Below are 16,705 nucleotides of genomic sequence, written 5' to 3' on the forward strand. Positions count from 1 at the left end.
CTAAACAATTTAAAAATTACTTATGATGAAAAAATTACTTATTCTTTCAATTGCATTTGCTTTAGGAACTAGTGTTTCTAACTATGCACAAAATGCTGAAGCAGCACCTGTGGTTCAAGGGAACTCAAACACTGAGAACACAAATGCGCTTTTTGACCTTCTTTTTAACTATGATATTGGTACCGCTATTGGCGCACAAGGTAACGCTGGAGTGTGCTTTGTTAACGACCAATTTTGGGTTTCAGCCTGGGCTTCAGACTTAATCCATGTTTTGGATAACACTGGTTTATATTTAGAAACTTTCACAATTCCTGGTGTGTCTGGAACTCGTTCTATGAGCTGGGATGGGACAAACATTTATATAGGTACAGCTTCAACACAAATTTACCAAATTGATCCTGTAAGCAGAACTATTGATAATACAATTAACATCACTCCATCTACTGATGCTACTGCTAGAATGGTTGCTTTTGACCCAACACTTGATGGTGGGAATGGAGGCTTCTGGACTGGTAACTTTAGTTCAGATATCGCTTCTTTTGACATGGATGGAAATGAATTGTCTGTAATTCCTTACGCAACTCACGGAACTACTATTTATGGGGGTGCTGTTGATTTAGTAACTGCTGGTGGCCCATATCTTTGGATTCACGACCAAACCTCTGCTGGAGGTGGAGATTTAGTTGTTCAGCTTCAATTGCCAAGTGGAACTCCTACTGGTCTTGTTTACGATTACAACCTTTCTGGCCAACCTGCTGGTAACACTGGTATCGCTGGTGGTTTGTTTATTTCTGACGAAGTTGTTCCTGGAAAAGTTGCTATCGTTGGTGTAAGCCAAGGTACTCCACTAGATCAGTTATTTGGAATTGAATTGGCAGATCTTGCTGGCGTTAATGACAACGCTTTAGCAAACTTCAGCCTTTCTCCAAACCCTGCAAGCGGAAGAGTTAATATAAACACTACAGTTGCTGGAGAAAAGCACGTAGTTGTTTATGATGTATTGGGTAAGCAAGTTATCAATACTACCGTTGCTGGTAATGAATTGAATATTTCTTCATTGAAAGCTGGTGTTTATATGGTAAGCGTTACTCAAAACAAAGTTTCTGCTACTAAGAAATTGATCGTTCAATAAGCATTAATTCAAAACAAATTCAAAAGCCGTTCATCTAAATGAACGGCTTTTTTCGTATAACAAATCTAAATAACGGCGTAATGGGTCTAAATTTTTGGCATTCAGTTTTTGGTATCGTATTTTTGTGCTACTATTCTTGAAATAAAACCATAATGGCAATACTATCCTCTTCAATTGCTCGAAAAGTAGCTATGGCACTTTCGGGCTTATTTCTTGTCTTCTTTTTGGCACAACACTTTACAATCAATTTCACTTCGGTAATTGACCCAGATACCTTTAACAGTTGGTCACATTTTATGGGGCATAACATTTTGGTGCAATTTGTTCTACAGCCTGTTTTGATTTTTGGCGTGGTCTTCCACTTTATTATGGGAATTATACTCGAAATAAGAAACAATAATGCAAGACAGATAAGTTACAAATCTTTCAAAGGAAACAGGAATTCTACTTGGGCCTCTCGAAATATGATTATTAGCGGTGCTGTTATTTTGGCGTTTTTAGGACTTCATTTTTACGATTTCTGGTTTCCGGAAATTGTGCACAAATATGTAGAAAGCAACCCATTGGATGCCACACGCTATTATCCTGAATTGGTGCACAAATTTGAAAGCCCCATACGTACTGGTTTGTACTGTTTGGCTTTTGTTTTGTTGGCACTTCACCTTTGGCACGGCTTCTCATCTTCTTTTCAAAGTATGGGCTGGAGCAATAAATATTCAAGGGGGCTAAGAGCATTCACACAGTTTTACGCAATATTCATTCCGTTAGGCTTTATCTTTATTGCCCTTTACCTTCATTTTAATCAAATCCACTAAAAGAAAAAGCAATGTCGAAATTAGATTCCAAAATACCCAAAGGACCCTTAGCCGATAAGTGGACAAAACATAAAAACGATATAAACCTGGTAAACCCAGCCAATAAACGTAATATAGACGTAATAATGGTCGGTACAGGCCTTGCCGGTGGAAGTGCCGCCGCAACCCTTGCAGAATTGGGCTATAACGTAAAAACCTTCTGCTATCAGGATTCTCCTCGCCGCGCGCATTCCATTGCAGCGCAGGGAGGTATCAACGCTGCCAAGAACTACCAAGGTGATGGCGACTCAAATTATAGATTGTTTTACGATACCATAAAAGGGGGCGATTACCGTTCGCGTGAGGCAAACGTATACCGTCTTGCTGAGGTTTCTGCAAATATTATTGACCAATGTGTAGCTCAGGGCGTTCCCTTTGCGCGTGAATACGGTGGTTATTTGGACAACCGTTCCTTTGGAGGGGTGTTGGTTTCGCGTACTTTTTATGCGAAAGGACAAACAGGGCAACAATTGCTTTTGGGAGCGTATTCCGCAATGAACCGACAGATTAATCGTGGAAAAATTACTCCGTACAACCGTCACGAAATGCTGGATTTGGTAATCGTGGATGGCAAGGCAAGAGGGATTATTGCTCGCGATTTGGTTACAGGTGAAATAGAAAGACATTCCGCACACGCTGTGGTTATTGCCTCGGGAGGCTATGGAAATGTTTTCTTCCTTTCCACAAACGCTATGGGAAGTAATGTTACCGCTTCGTGGAAAATCCACAAAAGAGGGGCTTATTTTGCCAATCCCTGCTACACGCAAATTCATCCTACCTGTATTCCAGTTTCGGGAGACCATCAAAGTAAACTGACTTTGATGTCTGAATCACTTCGAAATGATGGAAGAATTTGGGTTCCAAAGAAAAAAGAAGATGCTGAGGCCATTCGCCAAGGCAAGAAAAAACCGAACGATCTTTCAGCCGAAGAACGTGATTATTACTTGGAAAGAAGATATCCTTCCTTCGGAAACCTAGTGCCGCGAGATGTTGCATCGCGTGCTGCTAAGGAACGTTGTGATGCGGGTTATGGTGTAAATAAAACTGGGCAGGCTGTATATCTTGACTTTGCCTCTGCAATCGAGCGCTACGGAAAGGAGCAGGCAGCAATCCACGGAAACCATAATCCTAGCAAGGATGAAGTTACAAAACTCGGAAAACAGGTTATCGAGAATAAATATGGCAACCTTTTCCAAATGTATGAGAAAATCGTAGATGAAAATCCATACGAAACTCCAATGATGATATATCCTGCAGTGCACTACACTATGGGTGGCGTTTGGGTAGATTATAATTTGCAATCTACCATTCCGGGCTGTTATGTTACGGGTGAAGCCAACTTTAGCGACCACGGGGCAAACCGATTGGGAGCTTCAGCTTTGATGCAAGGTTTGGCAGACGGTTATTTTGTATTGCCATATACCATTGGCGACTATCTTTCAAAAGATATCAAAACAGGAAAAATTCCAACCGATACAAAAGAATTTGACGAAGCCGAGAACAAGGTTCGCGAACTTTTGGAGAAATTGGTAAACAATAAAGGAACACACTCCGTAGATTATTTCCACAAGAAATTGGGTCACATTATGTGGAACAAATGTGGGATGGCGCGTAATGCTGAAGACCTAAAATCAGCTATGGCTGAAATTAGAGCACTGCGCGAAGAATTCTGGAAAGATGTAAAAGTTCCCGGCGGAATGAACGAAATGAACGCTGAGTTAGAAAAAGCAACCCGCGTGGCAGATTTCTTGGAGTTGGGCGAACTTTTTGCAAAAGACGCACTTCACCGAAATGAAAGCTGTGGAGGTCACTTCCGCGAAGAATACCAAACCGAGGAGGGAGAAGCCCTGCGCGATGACGAAAACTTTATGTACGTTGCCGCTTGGGAATACACCGGAGACCCCGGAAATGAAATTCTCCATAAAGAAGCATTGGAGTATGAGAATATTGAGGTTAAATCGAGAAGTTATAAGTAGGGTTAATTGTTAAATGTTAAAAGGCAATAGTTAATTGGAAATGGTTCAAGATGGCTGATATTAATAGTTTTGAAGACTTGAATTGTTGGAAAATGGGAAGGGAGCTTCGGAACGATGTAAAGGATTTAATTAAAACATTTCCCGACATTGAAAAATATGAACTGATTTCACAAATGAGAAGGGCGTCAAGATCGGTAACCCATAATATTTCAGAAGGATACGGGAGGTTTCATTACAAAGAAAATATTCAGTTTTGCAGAACATCACGAGGTTCCTTATATGAATTGCTGGATCAATTCATTACTGCAAATGATGAAGAGTATATCTCAGAGGAAGTATATCAAAAATTTAGAAAACAAATATATGATTGCTTGGCTGTTCTTAATGGGTATATAAATTATCTCTTGCGCATATCGAAAGAGAAATGACAAATTATAGAAGCCACAATTAACAAATAACAATTAACTTTTAACAACATGAAGTTAACACTAAAAATCTGGAGACAGAAAAATAATAAAGCAAAGGGTGAATTGAAAACCTATCCCATCGACGGTATTGAGGGAGATATGTCATTTCTTGAAATGCTCGACGTTCTCAACGAAGGTTTAATTAACAAGGGCGAGGAGCCCGTAGTTTTTGATCACGATTGTCGCGAAGGGATCTGCGGAAGCTGTTCGTTGCAAATAAACGGTGAGCCGCACGGCCCCGATAGATTAGTTACCACCTGCCAGTTGCATATGCGAATGTTCAACGATGGCGATACCATTGTGATTGAACCTTTCCGAGCCAAGGCATTTCCGGTTATAAAGGATTTGGTGGTGGACAGAAGCGCCTTTGATAGAATTCAACAAGCGGGAGGTTATATTTCCGTGAATACCTCTGGAAATACCATAGATGCCAATACCATTCCCGTAAACAAGCACGATGCCGATGAGTCCTTCAACGCAGCTACTTGTATTGGTTGTGGCGCTTGTGTGGCAGCTTGTAAAAATGCGAGTGCGATGCTGTTCACTTCCGCAAAGGTGAGCCAGTTTGCTCTGCTTCCTCAGGGAAGAATTGAAGCCACTGAGCGCGTATTGAATATGGTTGCACAAATGGATAAGGAAGGTTTTGGAAACTGCAGCAACACCGGAGCCTGCGAAATTGAGTGCCCAAAAGGAATTTCCTTGGAAAACATAGCCCGAATGAATCGCGAGTATTTAAGCGCGAGCTTGAAGGGATAATTTTTTATTGTTTTAATTTTTTAAAAACCTCTGCCAATGCGGGGGTTTTTTTGCTTATATATAAAACAGGTGAATGTGGTAATGGGTGGGATTTTTAATCTTGTCTATCAAAAAAATTACTAACTTATACCATTAAATCAGGAATTTATGTGTGCAAAACTACCCTTCTTTACGTTTCTTTTGATTTTTGGTAGCCTAACTGCCCAAATTCAATTTCAGGATCACGTTATCATTGATGACACATTTTTACCCAATGGTCCGTTTTCAGTACACGCTGCCGATATTGATGGTGATGGGGATATGGATTTACTTTCGGCATCACGCGATGACAATAAAATAGCTTGGTATAAAAACAATGGCGCGGGCAATTTTCAGACCCAGCAGGCTATTTCCACAAATGCGAATTTGGCAATTTCCGTATATGCTGCCGATATTGATGGCGATGGCGATGTGGATGTGCTCTCCGCTTCTTTTGATGACGATAAGATAGCCTGGTATGAAAATACGGACGGACAAGGTAGTTTTAGTACTGAACGGACTATTTCTTTAAACGCAGATGGTGCAGAAATGGTGTTTGCAGCCGATATTGATGGCGATGGCGATATGGATATATTATCTGCATCTGCCAACGATGATAAAATTGCTTGGTATAAAAATTTGGATGGTTTGGGCAACTTCGGTTCAGAACAAATAATTTCCACAGCTATCCAAGGCGCAAAATCGGTCTACACTGCGGATATTGATGGCGATGGCGATCAGGATGTGCTTTCCACCTCATATATTGACAATAAAACTGCGTGGTATGAAAATACCGATGGCTTGGGCAATTTTGGAAACCAACAGATAATTTCAGTGGATTATTGGGGCCTTCAAAACGTTGTGGCTGCAGATTTTGACATGGATGGCGATATGGATATTGTCATAAATGCTTCAGATTCGGTCATTTTTTTTGAAAACAGCACGGTGTGGTTCGAAAACACAAATGGACAAGGATTATTTGTTCCCCATGAAATTTCATATTCTATTGATGACCACTTGCTTTACCACGTTTCTGCAAATGATATTGATGGCGATGGCGATATGGATGTTTTAACAACGGGAAACAACCAGGTTTGTTGGTATGAGAACATCGATGGAATGGGCAACTTTGGATCACGACAAATAATAAATCCAGATATTGAAACCGCCGTATGGGGCCTTGCCACCGATATTGATGGCGATGGCGATAAAGATGTAGTTTTTGCTTCCCTTTATGATGATCTTGTGGCGTGGCATGAAAATTTGGACGGTCTGGGCAATTTTGGAGCGTTCAATAACATTGTTGTCCAAGCCGTGTTCCCTCTGTCTGTTTTTCCTGTAGATATTGATGGCGACGGCGATCTGGACGCCATTTCCGCTTCGAGCATTGACAATAAAATAGCTTGGTACGAGAACCTCAATGGGCAGGGAACTTTCGGTGTCCAGCAAATAATAACCGTCAACTCAAATGGGACGGGTTTTGTTAGGGCCGCCGATATTGACGGCGACGGCGATATGGACGTGCTTTCCACTTCGGGAGATGACTATAATACGGCCTGGCACGAAAACACAGACGGACAAGGGACGTTTGGCCCACCCCGAGTGGTATCTGACGGGATGCTTATTGGTTTGAGTCTTTGCCCCATCGATATTGACGGCGATGGCGATTTGGACCTTGTTTCATCAACGGGAGGCGATAGTGAAATTTTTTGGAATGAAAATCTGGATGGACAAGGAAATTTCGGTGCGCCCCAGTTGATTACCGCAAACGCAGATTGGCCTTACTCCATTTATGCCATAGATTTGGACGGCGATGGCGATAATGATGTACTGTCTGCCTCTACCGAAGATGATAAAATAGCGTGGTATGAAAATACGGATGGAATGGGCACTTTTGGTCCTCAACAAATAATTTCTACCGAAACCGATTATGCGCTGTCCGTATATGCTTCCGATTTGGACGGTGATGGCGACCTGGACGTACTTTCCGCTTCAAGTGCCGATGATAAGGTGGCTTGGTATGAAAATCTGGATGGACAGGGAAATTTTGGTGTCCAAAAAATTATATCTTCCAATGCAAATTACAATAGAAGTGTTTTTTCCGAAGATCTTGATGGCGATGGCGATATGGATGTGGTTTCCATATCCAGCAACCCCAGTTTTGTAACCTGGTTTGAAAATGATGGCGAGGGAAATTTTGGAGATCAACAAATTGTGACTTCAAATGTAATATATCCCACCTCAGTATATGCTGCGGATATGGATGGTGATGGCGATATAGACGTTTTATCAACTTCAAACGGGGATGATAAAATTGCTTGGTACGAAAACTTAGGCCCCTTGTCCGTAGCCGAAAATAATCTGGATGAATTTATTATTTATCCAAATCCAACTTCGGGTGTTTTGAGGATTGGTTCCGCCAAAGAAATTGTGAAATTGGAGATATACAATCAACTGGGCCAATTAGTTTTAGAAAATGAGCGTCAAAACACAATAGATGTTTCAAAAATTATTTCAGGTTTATATTTTTTAAAAATATATGATGAGACCAAAAATATTATCTTAAAAAAAGTAGTCAAGAAATAATATTTATCAATAAGTTTTCGCCAATCATCCTTTCATTTTTCAGCTAACCGAGAACTTTTCAGAACTATAAACTGAATCCTCTTCTTGAGACAAATTTTTAAGAATTATTTTCAAAAATTTGTCCGTATCGTAAGGCTTAACAATAATATCATTCATCCCCGAAGCCTCAATTTTATTTCTCATCTCTTCAACTTCAATAGCGGTCAAGGCAACAATCGGAGTTGAAGTGTCAAATTTTCGTATTTCTTTTGTGGTCTCAATCCCATCTTTGCCGGGCATATTTATATCCATCAGCACGAGGTCAAAAGTTTCCTTTTGTAATTTTTCTATGGCAATATCGCCGTTTTCGGCAATGCCACAAACCATACCGTGATTCTCCAAAATTTTCTTGGTAACAATTTGGTTTATACGGTTGTCGTCTACCACAAGTATTTTTTTATCATTCAAAATATTGTTATCGCCCAATATTTTATCTTTAAGAAGATGCTTTAAAATTTCAAATTTCAGCGTAAAACTAAAAGTTGATCCTTTTCCAGGCTCGCTTTGAAGGTTGATGGAAGAATTTGATGCTTCAAGCAGCTTTTTAACAATGGTTAGGCCAAGCCCGGTGCCCTGTATTTTAAAATCTTCGGAATCTACTTGCTGAAATTCTTCAAATATTGCTTTCTGTTTTTCTTTTGGAATACCAATTCCATTATCTTGTATACTAAAGTAAATAGTTACTTCGCTTTCAGAAATAAATTCTTCTCTGGCCGAAATATAAATATTTCCATTGGTTGTAAATTTAATGGCATTACCCACTAAATTCATAAGAATTTGTGATAGACGCACCCGGTCCCCAATGATAGTATTTGGAATGTTTTCTGATATTTCTACGTGTAATTGGTTTTTATTCTGCACAAGGGCATACTGAAATGATGAGACTATGGATTGGGCCAATTCCCTTAAATCAAAAGGAACTCTTACTTCTTCAAGGGTGTTGGATTCCAACTTGCTTATTTGAAGTACATCATTAATAAGCGCTAACAGATAGTCTGCGGAAAACTTTAGGTTTTTTAAATCTGCTTGATGGTTTTTTAGGGACTCATCTTCCAAGAGTACAGAACTTAAACCAATAACGCCATATAACGGAGTACGCAATTCATGACTAACCGTGGAAAAGAATTTGCTCTTTGCCAAGGCCAGTTTTTCAGATTTCTCTTTTGCTTTTAGATATTGTTGGTTCTTCTCTTTTAGGGTGAGGGTAAGTTTTTTTCTCCCCCTGTGCGAAATGTAAAGAATTACCAAAAAGATTCCCATCAATATGGCTGCGCTGATAAAAAAGGAGAGCAAAATATTATTCAACAACCCTTTTTCAGAAAGTAACTTTTTTTCCAGTTCTGCTTGGTGGGCCTGTTTTTTATATTCATTTACACTAAATTGGGCCGCAGCATTCTGAATGGCCATCAGTTTTTCTTTTTCAAACTGGATTTGTGTAAGGCTATCAAACTTTTTTCGGATTAAAAAAGCCTGTTTAAAATCTCCTGTTTCATATAGAGCGGAACTGTATTCCTTATATGCTTCAATTAAAATATCATCAATATAATTTCCTGCTTCTGCAAATGCAATTGCCTTTTTGAAATTTTCAATGGCATCTCTGGGTTTGTTTGAAGCAAGTTTCAGCTTGCCCTGAAGCAAATTCATTTCGGTAGTTAAACCTTTAAACGCCATAGCTTCTATTCCTTCTTCAGCCTTTGTAAAATAAAGCTGCGCCTTTTGCATATCGCCTTTATTAAGGTATGATTCAGATAAGTTGTAATAGGCCATCGATGCTTCTAATGTATCTTTTCTCTTTAATGAAAGAGGAAGTGCTTTTTTGAGAAAAGGAAGTGCAGAATCATACTTTTTTTCTGTGAGGTACAGTGCGCCAATAAGATTATAGGCTCGCGCTATTTTAAATTCATCTTTTGATTGTTCGGCATATTCCAAATAAGCATCAGCATAATCGTGGGCATTCTTAAAATCTTTTAAATATATAAATGCTGCTCCCATCATATAGCGCGAATAGAATGCAGCCTCAGTGTCACCAATATGTTCGGCAAATCTGATATTATCAATAGAGGTTAATATTACGGAATCATATTTTCCTTCAAACAGGCTCCTATCTGTTCTATCTTGCATTAATTTGAGAGAGTCCTTAAGGTCTTCTAGGCCATATGCTTTTTGGGAAGATAAAGTATCTTTGCTATTTTGCGCAAATCCGATAAAGGAAATTAAAAATATGGTGAGGCGTAAATAATTCAAAGTTCAGAAAAGTTGAAAATGGATTTTTAAGAGTACTAAAATAACATATAATAATGAAATTCAACTATTAAAACGTTGTGTAGGATTCGAAAAAAGCTGAAACTCTTCATATACGGTAATGATTAAATTCTTGCTTACATTCAACAGTAAAGCATATAGAATCTCGCAACAAAAAATTATCTTTAGACAAAACCGGAAAATCATGAAACAGATATTTTTAATACTTAGTTTTTTTTCAACTTTTATAACTATTGCTCAAAACAATAAGCCAAATGATCCGCTAGCACATACTTTTTCAATAGTAGCCAGGGATGCCAAAACCGGTGAAATGGCTGTAGCTGTGCAAAGCCATTGGTTTAGCGTAGGTACTGGTGTTTCTTGGGGCGAAGCAGGCGTAGGTGTTGTTGCCACGCAATCGTTTACTAACAGATCTTTTGGAATTCACGGCTTGGATTTGCTGAAAAAAGGAAAATCTCCTCAAGAGGTTTTGGACATTTTGTTGAGTGATGATGAAGGAAGGGATTTTCGGCAGGTTGCAATTTTAGATAAACAAGGGAGGGTTGCAACACACACTGGAAAAAGCTGTATTGATTATGCAGGCCACGCCAATGGCAAGGATTTTTCGGTCCAGGCTAATATGATGCTGAATGATAAAGTAGTCCCCGCAATGGAAAAAGCTTGGATTGAGAATAGTGAAATGCCTTTGGCCGAAAGAATGGTCGCAGTGCTGCAGGCTGCGCAAGAGACAGGCGGCGACATTCGCGGAAAACAATCGGCGGCATTGGTGGTCTTTGCTGGGGAAGCCTCTAAAGAACCCTGGAATGATAAATTAATTGATTTAAGAGTTGATGATTCTGAAAACCCAATAAAAGAAATTGACAGGCTTTTAAAAGTGTTTAGGGCTTATGAATATATGAACGAAGGCGATTTATATGTAGAAAAGAATGAAATGAAAAACGCCATGGAGGCCTATAATGCGGCTATGGAAATGTTTCCGGATAATTTGGAAATGCAATACTGGACCGCCATCACTCTGGCGAACGATAAACAAATGGAGAAAGCTTCGGAAATGCTGCAAAAAATATACGCCAAGGATGAAAACTGGCGGGAACTTACCCGAAGACTGCCTAAGGTGGGCTTACTTAATGTTTCCGAAGAAAATTTAAAATTACTGCTTAGATAGTTTTAAAATTTTAAATAGGAATAAAAAAACCTTCACAATATTGTGAAGGTTTTTTTATTAATAAAACAAGATGTTACTATGCCTCAGCGTTTGGAACGATTGAAACGTAGCTCTTGTTATCTTTCTTTTTGGTAAATTTTACAACACCATCCACTTGTGCGTGAAGGGTATGGTCTTTACCGCCGTATACGTTTTCACCTGGGTGATGGGTATAACCTCTTTGTCTTACAATGATATTTCCAGCAATGGCGGCCTGTCCTCCGAAAATCTTAACGCCAAGACGTTTCGATTCTGATTCGCGACCGTTTTTGGAACTACCAACTCCTTTTTTGTGAGCCATTTTGTTTCGGTTTTAAATATTATACTTTAGCAGGATTATTTTTCAATCCCACCGTCTAATTTGTCTTGTAATTCTTTAAGCTCATCCCACTTACCGTCAGCTGCCAATTTTGCTTGTTTTGGCCAAGTGTCGGTAACTAAGTGTGCTAAATTTGAACTCGCTTCAGAAAGAATAGTTGCGATAGCTTCTGGTTTTGCTTTTGCAACTTTTGCAAAAGTGTCCAGTCCAGCGGCAACCATAGCCTCTGCGGCTTTTGGTCCAACACCTTCAATCTTTTTAAGATCGTCTGCTTTAGCTGCTTTTTTAGGAGCGGCTTTCTTAGCTGGTGCTTTTGTTTCGGCTTTTGCTTTTGGAGCAGCAGCTTTAGTTTCTTTTTTTGGTTCAGCTTTTTTAGCTTCTTCCTTTTTGGCAGGTGTAGCTCCTGAAGCTACAATGCTCTCGATTACGATTTCAGAAAGATACTGACGGTGCCCGTTCTTCTTACGGAAACCTTTTCTTCTTTTCTTTTTAAATACAATAACCTTGTCACCTTTAAGGTGTTTTACGACTTTGGCTCCTATTTGAGCTCCGTCTATAGCTGGGGCGCCAATGGTAATTTTGTCTCCGTCACCAATAAGAAGAACATTGTCAAAAGACACTTTTTTTCCTTCTTCAACTGGCAAACGATTAACAAAAACCTTTTGGTCTTTCGCAACTTTTACTTGCTGCCCTGCTATCTCTACAATTGCGTACATAGCGAATCGTTTATAAATTAGTTAAACAAAATGCTTCTACCATCCAGTAAAAGCGGGTGCAAATATAATTTTTAAAATGCAAACGGCAAAGTGTTTTTTATTTAATCTTTTCAGAACCAATTATCCAAGTAGTCAGAAGTCTTAAAGGGGTGATGCCTATTAATTTTGAAGTTTGAAAATTTTATTTCAGGGTGTTCCTGTTTCCGTCTTGGGTGTTCCAGGAATTTTTGAGAAGTTGCATAAAAGCAAGCGTTAAAACCAAAGTGGTAGAAAAGCCCATTATCAAGATTGATAAAACGAGCATTAGCGTACCCATATCATATTCTAGGTTCCACACTTCCATAATATTGGCCGCAAATTCGGTGTCTATTTGATACATATAGATTGCCATAAAAATAGTAAATATTATAGAGGCTATTCCACCACAAAGCAAACCTACTTCAAATCCTTTTTCATACTGAAATTTATTTTTTCGGGAAGCATATTTCTTCAATGCCATATAAATTCCAATGCCAAAAATAATTCCGTTTACAGCGCTCAATACTGGGTATTGATGCAGCCCAATTAATTTTAAAAGAAGGAAATATGCAATAAGAACAATTGCAACCCAAACACCGTAACTGGAATATACTTTGAACATAATCAATGGTTTTACAGTCAAAAGTTACGAAAACTTGACGAACCTTTTGCAAAGGGTTTGTTAACTTTTTTTCGAAGAAGTTGAGAGGGAGCTATTCCCAAGTGATGGTTTCCATCAATTTCCGGATGTCTTCACGAAGGTATATTACAGCTGGGTATATAGAATCAAAATTTGGTTTGGCGTCAAAATAAAGTGCACCGTTTAGAAAGTGGTTGATACTATCGGTAGCGTAAAATTCAGCTTGGGTAGCGGCGTTTCCGTTTATCATATAAAACATACCATAAACTTCTTTGTCCGGATTTATAAAGGGTTGCTCGGGAATGCTATTTGCTTTTATGGTATGGTCATAAGCTAATTTTTGCGCATCCTGCAATAATGAATCCAAGTTATTATCGCGTACATTTTGATAGGTTATATACAAAGTTGCCCTCATGTGGGAGTAGGTTATATTGAGGCCGCAATTGTTCTTTTTAACCATAGTGGCGTTCTCATTTATTTCAAAAGAATAGGGGCAATCCGTATTTATGGTACGGTAATCGGGGTGTGGATAGTCTAGCCGGAGCATGGCTGAAGGTTTCACCAAAACATCATCTTCACATGAAGCGAGGATAAAAATGATTGAAAGTAAAAGGAAAACGATTCTATTGATTTTCAATGGTAAGTTTTATTTGTTTTATTCGTTTGCCCTCAAACGCTTCAATGGTAAACGCATAATTGTGGAAGGATATTATTTCGTTTTTCTTCGGAAATCCTTTTGAAATTTCCAAAAGGAAACCGGCGAGCGTTTCTGCTTCGCCTTTTTCATCTTCAAAAATCTCAGAATTTTCAGGTTTTATTACTTTATAAAAATCTTTCAGCGGGGTTTTTCCTTCAAAAACGAATGTGTTGTCGTCCAATTTTGAAAAAATCAAGTCTTCATCGTCAAACTCATCGCTAATTTCGCCAACAATTTCCTCGATAATATCTTCTAAAGAAATCAAGCCGCTCGTGCCACCGTACTCGTCCACGACAATAGCGAGGTGCATTTTCATCTCTTTGAATTCGTTGAGCAAATCGTCAAGTTTTTTGTTTTCGGGAACAAAGTAGGCCTCACGTTTTAATGTTTTCCAGTCCAGAATTTTCCGGTCTGTGTAAGGTATCAAATCCTTCACATACAGAATACCCGTTATGTTGTCCATACTATCCTTGTAAACAGGAATGCGTGAATAGCCGTGCTGGATAATTTCTGGGAGAATTTCCTTAAAGGGCTGCTCCTCGTTAAGCGCGAAAATATCCATTCGGTTTTTCATTACCTGTTTGGTGTCCGTATTTCCGAAGGTTACTATTCCCTGTAGAATTTTCTGTTCCTCGTGTGTGGTATCTTTATTTGATAGCTCCAAAGCCTGTGAAAGATGGTCCACGCTGATGTTTGATTTTTGCTTGCCATAACGGTCGTGAAGATATATAGTGGCAGAACGCATGGGCAAACTAATTGGCGACAATAAAGTGTCCAAAATATTCAGCGGCTGCGCCATAAATACAGCGAAAGAGATACGGTTGCGGTTGGCGTATATCTTCGGAAGAATTTCGCCGAAAAGCAAGATAAAGAACGTTACTACACCTACTTCAACAATAAAGCGTACATCAATCCCATAAAAATTTGATTCAATTCCTGAAAACAAATCATCGCTTAAGGAATCGAAGAGGAGGACGATAGCTATATTTATGAAGTTGTTGGCAACCAAAATGGTGGCCAGCAATTTTTTTGGCCTTGCAAGCAATCGCTGTACGATTCCCAGTTTTTTTGCGATCCCTTTTTCTTCATTGGTTTCAAAATCAGAAGGCGTCAACGAAAAGAAAGCCACTTCGGCACCAGAAATAAGGGCTGAACAGGCTAAAAGAACAAGCAACAATGCGCCACTTGTTATTTGGGTTACATCCAAAACGTTAAAAAAGAAAAGTAAACCAGGGGGCTCCGTGTCCAAGTTATTGGTTTTAGTTAAACATTAAAAAGGAAGATCATCCTCTTCTTCAGAAACTGAATTGTTGTTTTGTGGCGCTGATGTAGGCTCAGGTTTCTGTGTATTTTGTCCAGAATTATTATTTGAAGCACTATTGCTTTCGCCCTTTGGGGTTAAAAAAGTGAAATCTGTGCAATGTATTTCAGTGCTATATCTGTCCAAGCCTTTATCGTCTTGCCATTTACGCGTTTTTAAACGGCCTTCAATATAGACCATATCGCCTTTTTTCAAATATTTTTCGCAGATTTCCGCAGCTTTGTTGCGAACAACGATATTGTGCCATTCGGTATTGGTTACGCGTTCGTTTGTGGTTTTGTTTGTATAGGTTTCATTGGTTGCAAGCGGGAAACGGCCTAAGCTATTTCCGCCTTCAAAATAATGCATTTTCACATCATCGCCCGTATGCCCAATCAGCATTACTTTATTCAAAGTTCCACTCATAATTCTTTCTTTTTCAATTTGTGCAAAGGTAAATTTTGCGTTTTAAATATAAGGATTTTTTAAATTTTTATATGAAATGATTTGCTGTTGCCACGTTAAGATGTGAACAATCAATAATTTTCAAAAAATTCTGAAACAAAATTTTTGATCAAAACAGGTACGGCATAATTTTTTACGTCAGATATTGGGATTGTGCTTTCACTTGCTTTCGAAGTTTCAACAATCCAAAAACGCGTGTTTAAATGTTGGTGCGAAAGTTTGTGGACAACCGGTTTTTCATTGAAAAGGGAAATATTTTCAATATTCACTTTTTTTGAAAAATCTTGAAACTGTGGAAGTTTTTTCAACATCGAAAGATTGATTTCCTCAGAAGTTTCAATTAGTGGAAATTCATAGAGTTTGTGCCATATTCCTTTTCCATTTCGTTGTTTCAAAATAGTGCGTTCGTTTTCCGAAAGAAATACCAAATAGTTAAAAAACCTAATTTTTACGGGCTTCGACTTAATTTTCACAGGAAGTTGCGAAACTTTTTTCTGCTGAAAAGCCACGCAAGAGTCATTAAATATGCAGTTTCCACAATCTGGGTTTTGCGGAACACAATAGCGTGCGCCAAATTCCATAATAGCTTGGTTGAAAGTGCCGGGTTGTTCTTTGTCTATAAGTTGCTGCGCAAGCTTTTTAAATTCCTTTATTCCGTTGGTTGTATTAATAGGAGTGGAAATTCCAAAAAAACGTGAAAGCACGCGATATACATTTCCGTCCACAACCGCTTCGGGTTTGTTAAAAGAAATGCTTGCGATTGCACTCGCGGTATAATCGCCCACGCCCTTCAATCTCAATAAATCTTTGTAATTATTTGGAAAAGCACCTTTCATTTCTTCTGAAACCATTTTTGCTGTAGCGTGCAGATTTCGAGCGCGGGAATAATAGCCCAAACCTTGCCAAAGTTTTAAAACTTCATCTTCGGTAGCGTTTGCTAAATCTTCTATTTTTGGATAGGCTTCAACAAACTTCAAATAGTAGGGCAAACCCTGCAAAACTCGTGTTTGCTGGAGCATAATTTCGGAAAGCCAAATATGGTAAGGATTGGCGGTATTTCGCCATGGTAAGTCACGTTTGTTTTGTAAATACCACGCAATGAGTTTATTGGAAAAATGTGGGGCTATTTTGGGCATTGTGTAAAATTAATCTATATCCCTTTAAATTTTAAAGGATTAAGGTTTGAATTATTGATTTTAAAATATGTATATTTGCGGTCTCTAAAAAAAATCTAGTAAAAGAAAATTAATTAAAAT

General features: G+C 38.8%; 15 protein-coding genes. 7 read left to right on the top strand and 8 right to left on the bottom strand.

Features of this window, described 5'->3' with window-relative positions:
• Window positions 1-25 precede the first annotated feature (25 nt).
• From AC58DT_RS10935 to AC58DT_RS10960, 6 genes are all read left to right on the top strand, one after another.
• Window positions 26-1,132 (top strand): T9SS type A sorting domain-containing protein, encoded by a 1,107-nt coding sequence (locus AC58DT_RS10935; protein WP_497216864.1) that lies wholly within the window; start codon window positions 26-28, stop codon window positions 1,130-1,132.
• Window positions 1,133-1,284: 152 nt separating this feature from the next.
• A complete protein-coding gene (locus AC58DT_RS10940) occupies window positions 1,285-1,947 on the top strand; it encodes a succinate dehydrogenase cytochrome b subunit (RefSeq protein WP_062622941.1) in 663 nt (220 codons plus the stop codon).
• 11 nt (window positions 1,948-1,958) lie between these two features.
• Window positions 1,959-3,962 carry a fumarate reductase/succinate dehydrogenase flavoprotein subunit gene (locus AC58DT_RS10945; RefSeq protein WP_497216865.1) on the top strand — a complete coding sequence of 668 codons (2,004 nt, stop codon included), beginning with the start codon at window positions 1,959-1,961 and terminating at the stop codon, window positions 3,960-3,962.
• A gap of 50 nt (window positions 3,963-4,012) precedes the next feature.
• Entirely contained in the window at window positions 4,013-4,390 is a 378-nt protein-coding gene (locus tag AC58DT_RS10950; RefSeq protein ID WP_497216866.1) for a four helix bundle protein, read from the top strand.
• A 48-nt stretch (window positions 4,391-4,438) separates the two neighbouring features.
• Entirely contained in the window at window positions 4,439-5,185 is a 747-nt protein-coding gene (locus tag AC58DT_RS10955) for a succinate dehydrogenase/fumarate reductase iron-sulfur subunit (RefSeq protein ID WP_045081400.1), read from the top strand.
• 147 nt (window positions 5,186-5,332) lie between these two features.
• Complete coding sequence (locus tag AC58DT_RS10960; RefSeq protein ID WP_497216867.1) at window positions 5,333-7,789, top strand: T9SS type A sorting domain-containing protein; 2,457 nt, start codon at window positions 5,333-5,335, stop codon at window positions 7,787-7,789.
• Window positions 7,790-7,828: 39 nt separating this feature from the next.
• On the opposite strand, the gene AC58DT_RS10965 is transcribed toward AC58DT_RS10960, so the two are convergent.
• Window positions 7,829-9,949, bottom strand: a complete 2,121-nt coding sequence (locus AC58DT_RS10965) for a tetratricopeptide repeat-containing hybrid sensor histidine kinase/response regulator (RefSeq protein WP_497216868.1) — start codon at window positions 9,947-9,949, stop codon at window positions 7,829-7,831.
• Window positions 9,950-10,274: 325 nt separating this feature from the next.
• On the opposite strand from AC58DT_RS10965, the gene AC58DT_RS10970 reads away from it, so the two are divergent.
• Complete coding sequence (locus AC58DT_RS10970) at window positions 10,275-11,255, top strand: DUF1028 domain-containing protein (protein ID WP_497216869.1); 981 nt, start codon at window positions 10,275-10,277, stop codon at window positions 11,253-11,255.
• 76 nt (window positions 11,256-11,331) lie between these two features.
• Here AC58DT_RS10970 and rpmA read toward each other — a convergent pair whose 3' ends face one another.
• From rpmA to mutY, 7 genes are all read right to left on the bottom strand, one after another.
• Entirely contained in the window at window positions 11,332-11,595 is a 264-nt protein-coding gene (rpmA, locus tag AC58DT_RS10975) for a 50S ribosomal protein L27 (RefSeq protein ID WP_045081398.1), read from the bottom strand.
• Between the two features lie 35 nt (window positions 11,596-11,630).
• On the bottom strand, window positions 11,631-12,329 hold the full coding sequence (rplU, locus tag AC58DT_RS10980) for a 50S ribosomal protein L21 (RefSeq protein ID WP_497216870.1): 699 nt from the start codon (window positions 12,327-12,329) through the stop codon (window positions 11,631-11,633).
• 181 nt (window positions 12,330-12,510) lie between these two features.
• Complete coding sequence (locus AC58DT_RS10985; RefSeq protein WP_497216871.1) at window positions 12,511-12,969, bottom strand: DUF4199 domain-containing protein; 459 nt, start codon at window positions 12,967-12,969, stop codon at window positions 12,511-12,513.
• A gap of 91 nt (window positions 12,970-13,060) precedes the next feature.
• On the bottom strand, window positions 13,061-13,624 hold the full coding sequence (gene gldD, locus AC58DT_RS10990) for a gliding motility lipoprotein GldD (protein WP_497216872.1): 564 nt from the start codon (window positions 13,622-13,624) through the stop codon (window positions 13,061-13,063).
• The gene (locus tag AC58DT_RS10995) at window positions 13,611-14,933 is read right to left on the bottom strand and encodes a gliding motility-associated protein GldE (protein WP_497216873.1); all 1,323 of its coding nucleotides are present in this window, start codon (window positions 14,931-14,933) and stop codon (window positions 13,611-13,613) included. The genes gldD and AC58DT_RS10995 overlap by 14 nt, the downstream gene beginning before the upstream one ends.
• Window positions 14,934-14,954: 21 nt before the next feature.
• Window positions 14,955-15,410: a single-stranded DNA-binding protein gene (locus AC58DT_RS11000; protein WP_497216874.1), complete on the bottom strand. Its 456-nt coding sequence runs from the start codon at window positions 15,408-15,410 to the stop codon at window positions 14,955-14,957.
• Between the two features lie 110 nt (window positions 15,411-15,520).
• Entirely contained in the window at window positions 15,521-16,585 is a 1,065-nt protein-coding gene (mutY, locus tag AC58DT_RS11005) for an A/G-specific adenine glycosylase (RefSeq protein WP_497216875.1), read from the bottom strand.
• Window positions 16,586-16,705 lie beyond the last annotated feature (120 nt).

The organism is Aequorivita sp. CRS11 (assembly GCF_059693805.1).